The following is a 12,966-nucleotide window of genomic DNA, read 5'->3' on the forward strand; positions in this document are numbered from 1 at the left end:
GGAGAGGGTGCGGAAGGTGAGGAGGGGGTCATCCCGTGATCGCGCCCTCGGCGGCCGAGTGCACGAGACGGGCGTACTTGGCGAGGACTCCGCGCGTGTAGCGCGGCGGGAGAGGTGCCCACCCCTCACGGCGGGCGGCGAGCTCGGCCTCGTCGACCAGTAGGTCGAGCGTGCGAGCGGCGATGTCGACACGGATCCGGTCTCCATCGCGCACGAAGGCGACGGGACCTGCGTCCACCGCCTCGGGAGCCATGTGGCCGATGCACAGTCCGGTTGTGCCGCCTGAGAATCGACCGTCCGTCAAGAGTAGTACATCCTTGCCGAGGCCCGCGCCCTTGATGGCGCCGGTGATCGCGAGCATCTCGCGCATGCCGGGGCCGCCCTTCGGGCCCTCGTAGCGGATGACGACGACGTCGCCCTTCGAGATGCGGCCCTCCGTCAGCGCGTCCATGGCGGCGCGCTCGCGCTCGAACACGCGGGCCGGGCCCTCGAACACGTCGAGGTCGAAGCCGGCGGTCTTGACGACCGCGCCCTCGGGGGCCAGCGAGCCGTGCAGGACGCTGATGCCGCCGGTCGCGTGGATGGGGTCGTCGAGCGTGCGGATGACCGTGCCGTCGAGGTCCGCGAGGTCCATCGACTCGAGGTTCTCCCGCATGGTGCGGCCCGTGACCGTCATGACGTCGCCGTGCAGGAGCCCCGCGTCGAGCAGGGCCTTCATGACGACAGGCACGCCGCCGACGCGGTCGACGTCGTTCATGACGAAGCGGCCGAAGGGCTTGAGGTCGCCGAGGTGCGGGACGCGGTCGGCGATGCGGTTGAAGTCGGACAGCTGCAGGTCGACCTCCGCCTCGCGCGCGATGGCGAGGAGGTGGAGGACCGCGTTGGTGGATCCGCCGAACGCCATGACGACGGAGATGGCGTTCTCGAACGCCTCCTTCGTCATGATGTCGCGCGCCGTGATGCCCTTCGCGATGAGGTTGACGACGGCCTCGCCGGAGCGGTGCGCGAAGTAGTCGCGGCGGCGGTCGGCGCTCGGCGGGGCGGCGGAGCCCGGGAGGCTCATGCCGAGGGCCTCGGCGACGCTCGCCATGGTGTTGGCCGTGTACATGCCGCCGCAGGCGCCCTCGCCCGGGCAGATGGCCTTCTCGATGCGGGTCAGGTCCTCCTGGCTCATCGTGCCGGCCTTGCACGCGCCGACGGCCTCGAAGGCGTCGATGATCGTGACGTCCTTCTCGGTGCCGTCCGAGAGCTTGACCCAGCCCGGCGCGATGGACCCCGCGTAGAGGAACACCGACGAGAGGTCGAGGCGGGCGGCCGCCATGAGCATGCCGGGCAGCGACTTGTCGCAGCCCGCGAGGAGGACGGAGCCGTCGAGGCGCTCGGCCATCATCACGGTCTCGACGCTGTCGGCGATGACCTCGCGGGAGACGAGAGAGAAGTGCATGCCCTCGTGGCCCATGGAGATGCCGTCGCTGACGGAGATGGTGCCGAACTGCAGCGGATAGCCGCCTCCCGCGTGGACGCCCTCCTTCGACGCCTGCGCGAGGCGGTCGAGGCTGAGGTTGCAGGGGGTGATCTCGCTCCAGGAGCTGGCGACGCCGATCTGGGGCTTCACCCAGTCCTCGTCGCCCATGCCGACGGCGCGGAGCATGCCGCGCGCCGCGGTGGCCTCGATCCCATCGGTGACGTCGCGGCTCCGGGGCTTCATGTCGATCTCAGGCATGGCATGAGTTTAGGTCCTCGCGCGGAGCGCTCCCGGCGCCGGGCGGGCCCGGGCTGCACCGCGCGGGCCCGCGCGGACAGGTCGGCAGGTCAGCCGATGCCCGGGGGCAGCCCGCCTCCGCGCGCGTCGTCGTCCCGGCCGTCGTGCCCGGGGTCGGAGGCCGCCGGCGCGGCGACCGGCGACGCCGCGTCGCGGGGGCCCGCCCCGCCGGGGACGTGGCCGGCCTCCTCGGCGGCGATGTTCTCGGCGGATCCCACGGGCAGCGTGGACGCGTCCACCTCGTCGGATGCGCGCAGCTCGTCGTGGGCGCGGTCGATGGCCTCCTCCAGCTCGTCGACGAGGAGGTCCTCGCGGAGGAAGTGGCGGAGGCGGTAGCCCGCGCGGCCGACCATGTGCGCCGAGATGGGCGCCGTCAGCATCTGGAAGAGGAGGACGGGGACGAGCATCATCGCGGTGCTGAGGCTCTGCGACTGCAGGGCGAGGGCGAGGAGCACCAGGATCACGCCGAGGATCTGCGGCTTGGTCGCCGCGTGCATGCGCGCCAGCGGGTCCGGGAAGCGCAGCAGGCCCACGCCCGCCGCGACCGAGAGGACGCCGCCCAGGATCAGCAGCACCAGGCTCACGAGGTCGAGGGCGTCGGCGAGCGGGCCGGAGACGAGGAGGTCGTTCACGACGGGTCCTGCTTCGAGACGTAGCGGGCGACGGCGACCGTGGCGAGGAACGCCGTCATGGCGAGCACGAGCATGACGGGGACCGTGCGCGTGTGGCCGTTGTAGATCATCTCGGCGCCCAGCACGCAGATGAGCGTGGTGAGGAGCACGTCGGACGCGATGATGCGGTCGAGGATGCTCGGGCCGCGGACGATGCGGACGACGGCCATGACGGCCGCGGCGAAGAACAGCGCGCCGACCACGACGTAGCCGACCTGCATGACGACGCTCATGAGAGCTCCTCCCCCGTGGTCGTGATGAGTCCGGCCTCCAGGTCGCGATCGCGGACGAGCTCGTGCGCCCGCTGCCTCCGGCTCTGCAGGAGCGGCTCGCGGCCGGACTCCCGGCGCTCGCGGTTGATCCGCCAGATGTCGTCGGCCGTGCCGAGCGTGTACACGATGCGGCTCTCCACCCGCAGGGTGTTCTCGCGCACGCGCTCCACGTCCTCCGGGGTCGGCGTGCCGAGGGCGTGCAGGTACAGGATCGAGCGCTCGCGGTCGGCCTCCACCACGATCGAGCCGGGGACGAGCGAGACCACCTCGGCCGTGAGCGTCATCACGAAGTCGCTGCGCGTGTGGAGGTGCACGGCGATGACCGCGTTGACGGGGACGCGGCGCCAGTCGAAGGCCTGCGCGGCCACCTGGAAGGAGGCGCGCACCAGGTCGACGGCGAAGTGGCCGAGCAGGATGAACGCCCACCGGATGTCGAACCGGCCGGATAGCTCCACGGGCGGCAGGTAGAACACGCGCGTCACCAGGAGCGCGAGGACGATGCCGGTGACCACCGAGATGACCGTGACGTGGCCCCACAGGAGCAGCCACAGGATCACGAGCCACACCAGCAGGGGCAGCTGCACGAGCAGGGTCAGCCGCTCGGCCCGGGCGCGGGCGCGACGCGGCGTCATCGGACGCCTCCCGGGAACACGGTCTCGACGTAGCCCTGCTCGCCGGAGCCGTTGCCGGACCCGGGACCGGTGAGGCTCTCCCCCGCGCGCTCGGCGAGCGCGTAGACGGGGCCGGCGAAGACGGTGAGGGCGACGCTGACGACGACCATGCCCGCCGTCGCGCCCGTCATGAGCACGGGGGTCTTCCGCACCGTCGTGACGGCCTCGCCGCCGGGGCGCTCGGAGAGCTGGTCGAGCAGCGGGGACTCGTAGTCCTCCACCTCCTCGGCGCCGCGCCAGAACGCCATGTTCCAGACGCGGGCGAGGGCGTAGAGCGTGAGGAGGCTGGTGGCCGCCCCCGCGGCGATGACCGCGTAGGTGAGCCAGCCGCCGACCTCGGCGCCCGAGTCGAAGAGCGCGACCTTGCCGATGAAGCCGGAGAAGGGCGGGATGCCGCCGAGGTTCAGCGCCGGGATGAAGAAGAGGATCGCCATGACCGGCGCCGCCTTCAGCAGGCCGCCGAGGCGGTTGATGGACGTGCTGCCGCCCGTGCGCTCGATGAGTCCGGACGCGAGGAAGAGCGTCGTCTGCACCACGATGTGGTGGATCACGTAGTAGATGGTCGCCGTCATGCCCGCGACGGTGTTGAGCGCGATGCCGAAGATCATGTAGCCGATGTGGCTCACGAGCGTGAACGACAGCAGCCTCTTGATGTCGGCCTGCGCGACCGCGCCGAGGATGCCGATGACCATCGTCAGCGCCGCGACCACCATGAGCGCCGTGGACAGCTGGTCGGTGGGGAACATGACCGTCTCCGTGCGGAGGATCGCGTAGACGCCGACCTTCGTGAGCAGACCCGCGAACACCGCCGTGACGGGCGCCGGCGCCGTCGGGTAGGAGTCCGGCAGCCAGAACGACAGCGGGAAGACCGCCGCCTTGATGCCGAAGGCGACCAGCAGCATGATGTGCAGGATCAGCTGCACGTCCGGCGGGATCTCGTCGAGCCGGACCGAGATCTGGGCGATGTTCACCGTACCGAGCGCGCCGTAGATCATCGCGATCGAGGCGAGGAACAGCATCGACGAGACCAGGCTGACGACGATGTACGTGACGCCCGCGCGGATGCGCGCCTCCGTGCCGCCGAGGGTGAGGAGCACGTAGCTCGCCACCAGCAGGATCTCGAACCCGACGTAGAGGTTGAACAGGTCGCCCGCGACGAACGCGTTGAAGACGCCCGCGGCGAGGATGAGGTAGGTCGGGTTGTAGATGGAGACCGGCGTCTCGCCGTCGCCGTCCTCGAGGCCCTGGCCGATGGAGAACATGAGGACCGCGAGCAGCACGATGGATGAGATCAGCAGCATGAGCGCGGAGAGCCGGTCGACGACGAGCACGATGCCGAACGGCGCCGCCCACCCGCCGACCTCGACGGACTGGCCGCCCTGCTGGTCGACCAGCACGAGGAGCACGGCGCTGATCGCCACGACGATCACGAGCGCCAGCACGGAGACCGCCACCTGGAGGCGGCGCTGACGCGCAGCGACGAGCGCGGCGGCCGCGCCGAGGAGGGGCACCAGGACGACGAGCGGGATGAGGGACTGGAACACGGTCACTTCGCCTCGCCCCCGTCCGTCGCGCCGCGGTCGTCCCGCTCCGCGCGGATGGTGCGGAAGTCGCGGTGGTCGTCGTCGTCGGCGGAGTCGTCGATGGCTTCTTCCAGATCGGATCGGTTGTCGCGCAGCTGCCGGGCGGAGGCGATGGCCGCCTCCGCGTTGGTGCCGAACTCGGTGTCGTCGTCGTCCGGCACGGTCGGCTCCTCGCCGAGGCCCGTGCGCGGGCCGCGCATCGCGAGGTCGTCCTCGTCGTCCGTGACGACGTCGGCGTTGGCCAGGCGCCAGGAGCGGTAGATGAGCGCCATGAGGAAGGCGGAGACGCCGAAGGTGATGACGATGGCGGTGAGGATGAGCGCCTGCGGCAGCGGGTCCGCGTACTCCGACGGGTCCACGTCCTCGTCGTAGATGGGCGCGAGTCCCACCCGCCCGGACATGATGAGGATGAGGATGTTGGTCGCGTTGCCGACGAGCAGGAACCCGAGGAGCACGCGCGTCATGCTGCGCTCGAGCATGAGGTAGATGCCCGTCGCGTACAGCGCGGCCATGATCACGATGAGGGTGACGGAGACGCTCACACGCTCACCCCCTGCTCGGTCTCGATGCCGTCCGCTCCCTGCTCGACCGTGCGGTCGCTCTCCTCCTGGCGGTCGACCTCCGCGCCGAGGCTGCGGAGCACGTCGAGCGTGAGGCCGACGACGACGAGGTAGACGCCGACGTCGAAGAAGGTGCTGGTGACGAACTCGACGTGCCCGATGAGGGGCACCTCGGTGTCGATCCAGGTGGAGGTGAGGGCGTCGGCGCCGAAGACGAGGGGCACGGCCGCGGTTCCGACCGCGAACACGAGGCCCGTGCCGAGCACGCGTCCGGCGTCGACGGGGGCTGCCGCGCCGAGCTCGTAGCGGCCGCCGGCGAGGTACCGGGCGACGAGGGCCATGCCCGCGAGGAGACCGCCGGCGAAGCCGCCGCCCGGCAGGTTGTGGCCGGCGAAGAGCAGGTAGACGGAGACGACGATGAGGCTGTGGAAGAGGAGGCGCACGACGACCTCGAGGAGGATCGACCGGTTCTGGGGCGCGAGCGTGCGCCCCGCGAGGAGCCAGGGGCTGCGCTCCGAGCGCCGGCTGTCCTTCAGCGCCTGGCGGGCCTCCATGCGGGGTCCGTCGGCGCCCTGCTCGACCTCGAGCGGAGCGGCGTCCGGGTCGCGCCGGCCGGAGAGCCGGGCGAGGAGGCTGCGGCGCGACGGCGCCGTGAGCCGGGGCAGCGAGTCGGTGCGGCGGTTCAGGAAGATGAGGCTCGCGACGCCCGTGGCCGCCACGATGAGCACGGAGATCTCGCCCATGGTGTCCCAGCCGCGCAGGTCGACGAGCGTGACGTTGACGACGTTGCTGCCGTGGCCCTGCTCGTAGGCGAGGCGCGGGAACTCCAGCGAGATGGGCGTCGCCACGCGGGCGCCGAGCGCCACGACCGCCACCGTGGACATCAGCACGGCGACCGCGATGCCGATCGACGCGCGCCAGACGGGGTGCACGGAGCGGTTGCGCTCCCCCAGCCGCACGGGGAGGCGGCGGAGGACGAGCACGAACGCGACCAGCGTGATCGTCTCGATGAGGACCTGCGTGAGCGCCAGGTCGGGGGCGCCGTGGAGCGCGAAGAGCGCGGCCATGCCGTACCCGGTGACACCGACGAGGACGACCGCCTGGAACCGCTTGCCGGCGCGGGCGGCGGCGATGGCCGCCACGATCATCACGATGCCGATGACGGGCTGCGCGGGGTGGTCGAAGGGCACCGCGGTGGTCGGCCAGGACCGGTTGAGCGCGAGCGCGGAGCCGACGGAGCCGATGAGCACGAGCAGGATGACGCCCAGGTAGAAGGGCAGCGAGCCGCGCTGCGTCGTGGCGGTGGTGCGCGCCGCGACCCGGTCGATGAGGCGCATGGAGGCCCAGTAGATGCGCGCCGCGTCGATCCACGACGGCACGCGCGACTGCAGCGCGAAGACGCCGTCGCGGAGGCGGAACATCGCGAGGCCGACCACGAGCGTGCCGGCCGAGATGAGCAGCGCGGGCTCCAGACCGTGCCAGAGGGCCAGGTGGTAGGTGTGGTCCGGCTCCCCGGAGGCGCCAGCGCTCACGGTGGGCAGCGTGTCCGCGTACCCGGCGATCCAGCCGTCGACGGACGACGCGAGGAACCCGAGCACCAGGCCGGTCGCGGCGAGCACGGCGGGCGGCACGAGGAAGTCGAGGTGCTCGTGCACCGGCTGGACCTCGTCCACCCCGCGCTTGCGGGCGAAGGCGCCCCACATGAAGCGCGCGCTGTAGGCGACTGTGAGGCACGAGCCGACGGAGACGCCCACGAGCGCGACCCAGCCGAGGCCGCCGCCGAGCTCGGCGTCGAGGAGGAGCGCCGACAGCACGGCCTCCTTGGCGACGAAGCCGAGGAACGGCGGGAGCCCCGCCATGCTGGCGAGGGCGAGCGCCGTGATGACCGCGAGGACCGGCGCCTTGCGGCCGAGCCCGCTGATCTTGCGGAGGTCGCGGGTGCCGGCGCGGTGGTCCACCACGCCCACGACGAGGAACAGGGTGGCCTTGAACAGCGCGTGCGCGAGGAGGAGGGCGACGCCCGCGAGGGCCGCGTCGCGCGTTCCGTAGCCCACCACGACGGTGAGGAACCCCAGCTGGCTCACCGTGCCGTAGGCGAGGACGAGCTTCAGGTCCATCTGCTTCAGGGCGCGCCAGCCGCCGACCAGCATGGTCGCGACGCCCAGGACGACGAGGAGCACGCGCCAGCCCGGCACGTCCGCGTAGCCCGGCGCCAGGCGCGCGATGAGGTAGATGCCCGCCTTCACCATCGCGGCGGCGTGCAGGTACGCGCTCACGGGGGTGGGCGCGGCCATGGCGGCCGGGAGCCAGAAGTGGAAGGGCACGAGGGCCGACTTCGACAGGGCGCCGAGGAGGACCAGCACGACCGCGACGGGGATCAGCGGGCCGCCCGGCGGGTCCGCCACGAGCGACGCGAGGCTCGTCGTGCCGCCCGCGACCGAGAGGATGACGAGCCCGACGAGCATCGCCAGCCCGCCCGCCGTGGTGACGAGGAGCGCCTGCAGGGCCGCGCCGCGGCTCGCCTTCTTGCCCGTGTAGTGGCCGATGAGCAGGTAGGAGAGGACGCTCGTGGCCTCCCAGAAGGTGAAGAGCACGAAGACGTCGTCGGCGAGGACCAGGCCGTACATGACGCCGGCGAACGCCAGCAGGAGCCCGGCGAACCGCCCCAGCCCCTCCTCCGAGGAGCGGAAGTAGCGCGCGCAGTAGAGGAGCACGAGCGCGCCGACGCCCGTGACGACGAGCGCCAGCAGCCACGACAGCGCGTCCATCCGCATGTCGAGCGTGATGCCGAGCGACGGGATCCAGGTGACGCGCTCGACGACCTCGCCGTCCGGCAGCACCGCGGGCGCCTGCGCCACCGTGTAGGCGAAGGCCGCGGCCGGCACGAGGGCGGCGACGAGGAAGGCCCGGACGCCCATGACGCGGGCGAGGAACGGGACGGCGACGGACGCGAGCAGGAACACCGAGAGGAGGACGAGCACGTGCGGTCTCCTCTCGCGAGTCGGCTGGTGCCCCAGTCTACCTGGGCTCTACCTGGGAGTCCGGGGACGGGTGCGTCAGCGGGACAGGACGGCGGGGTCGCCGCGCAGGTCCGCGAGCACCTGCAGCACGCGCGCCACGTCGTGCGGGCCGTCGACGCGGAAGTCCGCCGCAGTCGCGCCCGTGCCGCTCTTCAGGCCGAGGTCGCCGGCCTGGAGCGCGGCGAAGGCGTCCTCGTCGGTGACGTCGTCGCCCGCGTAGAAGACGGCCGTGGCCTCCGCGTAGCGGCGCAGGTGCTCCACCGCCTCGCCCTTGGTGGCCTGCCGGATGCTGAACTCCAGCACGTCCTTGCCGGAGCGCACCTTGAGGCCGTCGACCTCGGCGTGCGCCTCCTGCGTCGCGACGAGGTGCGCGATGCGGCTGTGGCGCTCGGTCGCGAGACGGGTGTGCAGGGCGAAGCCCGCGGGCTTCTCCTCGATCCAGACCTCGTCGAGCGAGTCGGCGACCTGGCCGAGCACGTCGGAGAGGACCCCGCGCTGCTCGAGCTCGTCGGCGTCGAGCACGAGCTCGATGTCGTCGCTGTCGAGACGGATCTCGACGCCGTGCGAGCCCACGAGCAGCACCTCGTCCGGCAGGTCGGCGACGGCCTCGAGGCTCCGCAGCGCCCGGCCAGAGACGAGCGCGACGCGTGTGTCCGGCAGCGCGAGCAGCGCGAGCACGGCGGCGCGGGCCTCGGGGACGGCGCGCGCCTTCTCGGGATCGTCGACCTCGGGCGCGAGCGTGCCGTCGAAGTCGAGGGCCACCAGGAGCCGCGGCGTGCGCGCCAGCTCCGTGAGCGCCTCGAACAGGCGGCCGGGGAAGCCGCGGCCTCCCTTGGCCTGGATGTCGGTGTCGACCTCGACCACGCGCGCTACCAGCCCTCGTCCATGAGCGGCTCGACGACCTCTTCGTCGGGTCCCTCGTGGATGGAGGCGGCGTGCGTGCGCCCGAGGTCGGCGAGGAACGAGCTCGACCACGCGGCCACGTCGTTCTCGAAGACGCGCTTGCGGAGCGAGCGCATGCGCTTGCGCTGCTCGGCGACCGGCATCTCGATGGCGCGGAGGATCGACTCCTTGAGCCCCTCGATGTCATGCGGGTTCACGAGGAGCGCGGCCTTCAGCTCGTCCGCGGCGCCCGCGAACTCGCTCAGCACCAGGACGCCCTGGTCGGAGTGCTTCGTCGCGACGTACTCCTTGGCGACGAGGTTCATGCCGTCGCGGAGCGCCGTGACGAGCATCACGTCGGCCGCGAGGCACAGCGCGACCATCTCCTCCTTGGGGTACCCGTGGTGCAGGTAGCTGATGGCCGTGTGGCTGATGGAGCCGTAGTCGCCGTTGATGCGGCCGACCGTGAGCTCGATCTCGTCCCGCAGCTGCCGGTACGTCTCGACGCGCTCGCGGCTGGGGCTCGCGACCTGCACGAGGGTCGCGTCCTCGACCTTGACGCGCCCCTCGGCGAGCAGCTCCCCGAAGGCCTTGAGGCGGTGGCCGATGCCCTTCGTGTAGTCGAGCCGGTCGACGCCGAGGAGGATCGTCCGCGGGTTGCCGAGGTCGGCGCGGATCTGACGCGCGCGCTCCTGGATGGCCGGGTCCTTGGCCATCTCCTCGTAGCTCCGCGCGTCGATGGAGATGGGGTAGTGCTTGGCGACGACGGGCCGGGTGCGGAGCTCGCGAACGGGCTTCGACGGCTTCGTGCCGGGGACCGTGAGCGCCACGCCGCCGCGCACGGGCACGTCGACCGTGGATCCGCGGGTCGTGTACCCGAACAGCCGTCGGACGGCGCGGGTGAAGTTGCCCGCGTCGGCCACGCGCTGGAAGCCGATGACGTCGGCCCCGAGGAGGCCCTCGATGATCTGGGTGCGCCACGGGAGCTGCGAGTAGATGCCGTAGGGCGGGAACGGGATGTGGTTGAAGAAGCCGATGGTGAGGTCGGGGCGCTTCTCGCGCAGCATCCTCGGGACGAGCTGCAGCTGGTAGTCCTGCACCCAGACCGTCGCCCCGGGCGCTGCGGCGAGCGCGGCGGCGTCGGCGAAGCGCTGGTTGACCGTGACGTAGGTGTCCCACCACTCGCGGTGGTAGCTCGGCTGCGCGATGACGTCGTGGTACAGCGGCCACAGGGTGTCGTTCGAGAAGCCCTCGTAGTACTCGGCGAGGTCCTGCTCGGAGAGCGTGACGGGGATGATCGAGATGCCGTCGTCGACGAAGGGCTCCACGTCGTGGTCGGCGATGCCGGGCCAGCCGATCCACGCGCCCTCGTTGGCGCGCATGACGGGCTCGAGCGCCGTGACCAGGCCGCCCGGCGAGTGGCGCCAGGAGGTGGTGCCGTCGGCGGCGACGACGCGGTCGACGGGGAGGCGGTTCGACACGACGACGAGGTCGTAGGTGCCGGGCTCGACCTCGTCGGCGCCGGCGTCCGCCGTCGTCGGCTCGGTCGCGGAGGAGGTGGATGAGGGTGGCGGAGTCACGGTTCCCGTCTCGGTCGCGCAGAGCTGCGTGGTGCCTGCTCGGCTGTCCGAGGCTACCAGTCCGGTCGTCGTCCGACAGGGGGCGGCGGACGGCCCGTGACCGCCCGCGTCACATGCGGAGCACCGCCCGCGCCGCGTCGTGCAGGGCGTCCCCGTAGGCCGGTCCGTGCGATGCGGCGTGCACGGCCAGCGGGTGGAGCTGGTGCAGCGGGACGCGGGAGCGCCAGCCCGCGGCGAGGGCCCCCGTGTCCGCGTACGCGCCGAGGAGGTCCTCGAGCCCGGGGCAGCCGAAGAGCGCGAGCATGGCCAGGTCGGTCTCCCGGTGGCCGCCGTGCGCGGCCGGGTCGATGAGGACCGCGCCCGTCGCCGTCCACTGCACGTTCCCCGACCAGAGGTCGCCGTGGATCCGAGCGGGCGGCCGCCCGTCGTCGAACCGGCCGTCGGCGCACGCGGCGCAGGCGCGCTCCACGTCGGCCGCCTGCGCCGGGGTCGCGTGCCCGGCGTCGACCGCGCGGCGGAGGTAGGGCATCACGCGCTCGCGGGCGTACCAGGCGCCCCAGCCGTCGGACGGCGCGTCGCCGCCCGGCGTCGACCCCGGCGCGCGTCCGTCGACCGACAGCGCCTGGCGTCCGATGAAGGCCGGCCCGGCGGGACCCGGCGGCGGTGACCCGAACGCGGGGGCGCCCGCGTCGTGCGTCGCGGCGAGGGCCGTGCCGAGCGCGCGGGCCGCCTCCCGCGTCGGGCGCGCGGGCCGGAGGCGCTCCAGGTCGATGCGGCCGGGCGCGACCGCGACGACGCGGACCACGCGCGCTCCCCCGCGGGCCTCCGCCTCGGCGAGCCAGGCGAGCCCGGCGGCCTCCGCCTCGAAGAACCCGGGCGGGGCGTCCGCCCGCTCCTTGCGGAACACCCGCCCGTCCGATGCCGTCGTCATGCGCGTCCCTCCCGATGCGGGCGGCGCGTGCCGCCCTCCCTCACGTCCGTCGATCGCCTCCAGCCTGCCGTCATGACGTGTCCGCGTCGCGCACCCGACACGCGCCGGACGGGCCGCGTACCCCGCGCGCCCAGCGTCGCCGGGTACGCTCGCCGACGTGATCCGTGTCGGAATGAGCACGACCTGCGTGTACCCCCAGCCCGTCGACGCCGCCTTCGCCATGGCGGGTCGAGCGGGCTTCGACGGCGTCGAGATCATGGTGACGAACGACGAGGTCACCCAGGACGCCGCGGCGCTGCGCGCCATGTCGGAGAAGCACGGGCTGCCGATCATGTCGATCCACGCGCCCGTCCTGCTCCTCACCCACTTCGTGTGGGGACGCGACCCGAAGGTGAAGCTGGAGCGGTCCGCGGAGCTCGCCGCCGCGGTCGGCGCCCCCGCCGTCGTCGTCCACCCGCCGTTCCGCTGGCAGGCCGGCTACGCCGAGTCGTTCCTCGAGATCGTGCGCTCCATCCAGACCTCGACCGGCGTCGAGATCGCCGTCGAGAACATGTTCCCGTGGCAGGTCGCGGGCCGCAGCATGAAGGCGTACGCGCCCGGCTGGGATCCGACCGTCATGGACTGCGACGCCACCACCCTCGACTTCTCCCACGCGGCCCTCTCCGGGCAGGACGCCCTCGAGATGGCGCGGACCCTCGGCCCCCGCCTCCGCCACGTGCACCTGTGCGATGGCTCGGGATCGCAGGACGACGGCCGCGTCTTCGACGAGCACCTCCTCCCCGGGCGCGGCACGCAGCCGGTCGCCGAGACCCTGCGCTGGCTCGCCGAGCAGGGCTGGGACGGCGGCGTGGTCGCCGAGGTCAACACGCGCAAGGCCAAGACGGAGGAGCAGCGGCTCGAGATGCTCATCGAGACGCGCGAGTTCGCCCAGCGGCAGCTGCGGCTCGACACGGCGCCCGAGCGCACGCCCGTGGTCCCGCCCACCCTCTCGGGCTACCGGAAGCTGCGCACGGCCCTCCGCCGCGACCGCTGAC

The 12,966-nt window shown here is 72.5% G+C and carries 11 protein-coding genes; 1 reads left to right on the plus strand and 10 read right to left on the minus strand.

Annotated elements, in window-relative coordinates; genetic code table 11:
• Positions 1–28 precede the first annotated feature (28 nt).
• The 10 genes from ilvD to AC07VC_RS06455 form a co-directional block, all read right to left on the minus strand.
• Positions 29–1,723, minus strand: coding sequence for a dihydroxy-acid dehydratase (gene ilvD / locus AC07VC_RS06410; RefSeq protein ID WP_094115423.1), 1,695 nt, complete (start codon positions 1,721–1,723; stop codon positions 29–31).
• Between the two features lie 89 nt (positions 1,724–1,812).
• The gene (gene mnhG, locus AC07VC_RS06415) at positions 1,813–2,394 is read right to left on the minus strand and encodes a monovalent cation/H(+) antiporter subunit G (protein WP_494675449.1); all 582 of its coding nucleotides are present in this window, start codon (positions 2,392–2,394) and stop codon (positions 1,813–1,815) included.
• On the minus strand, positions 2,391–2,666 hold the full coding sequence (locus AC07VC_RS06420) for an MrpF/PhaF family protein (RefSeq protein ID WP_094115421.1): 276 nt from the start codon (positions 2,664–2,666) through the stop codon (positions 2,391–2,393). The genes mnhG and AC07VC_RS06420 overlap by 4 nt, the downstream gene beginning before the upstream one ends.
• Entirely contained in the window at positions 2,663–3,337 is a 675-nt protein-coding gene (locus tag AC07VC_RS06425; RefSeq protein ID WP_317230214.1) for a Na+/H+ antiporter subunit E, read from the minus strand. The genes AC07VC_RS06420 and AC07VC_RS06425 overlap by 4 nt, the downstream gene beginning before the upstream one ends.
• Positions 3,334–4,926, minus strand: a complete 1,593-nt coding sequence (locus AC07VC_RS06430) for a Na+/H+ antiporter subunit D (protein WP_317230213.1) — start codon at positions 4,924–4,926, stop codon at positions 3,334–3,336. The genes AC07VC_RS06425 and AC07VC_RS06430 overlap by 4 nt, the downstream gene beginning before the upstream one ends.
• Positions 4,923–5,501 carry a Na(+)/H(+) antiporter subunit C gene (locus tag AC07VC_RS06435; RefSeq protein ID WP_104343218.1) on the minus strand — a complete coding sequence of 193 codons (579 nt, stop codon included), beginning with the start codon at positions 5,499–5,501 and terminating at the stop codon, positions 4,923–4,925. Before AC07VC_RS06435 ends, AC07VC_RS06430 begins: the two co-directional genes overlap by 4 nt.
• Entirely contained in the window at positions 5,498–8,500 is a 3,003-nt protein-coding gene (locus AC07VC_RS06440; protein ID WP_494675448.1) for a Na+/H+ antiporter subunit A, read from the minus strand. The genes AC07VC_RS06435 and AC07VC_RS06440 overlap by 4 nt, the downstream gene beginning before the upstream one ends.
• Positions 8,501–8,575: 75 nt before the next feature.
• Positions 8,576–9,403, minus strand: coding sequence for a trehalose-phosphatase (gene otsB, locus AC07VC_RS06445; protein ID WP_317230211.1), 828 nt, complete (start codon positions 9,401–9,403; stop codon positions 8,576–8,578).
• Between the two features lie 5 nt (positions 9,404–9,408).
• Positions 9,409–11,001 carry an alpha,alpha-trehalose-phosphate synthase (UDP-forming) gene (locus tag AC07VC_RS06450; protein WP_317230210.1) on the minus strand — a complete coding sequence of 531 codons (1,593 nt, stop codon included), beginning with the start codon at positions 10,999–11,001 and terminating at the stop codon, positions 9,409–9,411.
• 109 nt (positions 11,002–11,110) lie between these two features.
• Positions 11,111–11,932: a fructosamine kinase family protein gene (locus AC07VC_RS06455; protein WP_494675447.1), complete on the minus strand. Its 822-nt coding sequence runs from the start codon at positions 11,930–11,932 to the stop codon at positions 11,111–11,113.
• A 157-nt stretch (positions 11,933–12,089) separates the two neighbouring features.
• Between AC07VC_RS06455 and AC07VC_RS06460 the strand changes: the two genes are divergently transcribed.
• Entirely contained in the window at positions 12,090–12,965 is an 876-nt protein-coding gene (locus tag AC07VC_RS06460) for a sugar phosphate isomerase/epimerase family protein (RefSeq protein WP_317231120.1), read from the plus strand.
• Position 12,966 lies beyond the last annotated feature (1 nt).

Source organism: Clavibacter sp. GW821-FHT01D01 (genome assembly GCF_059422605.1).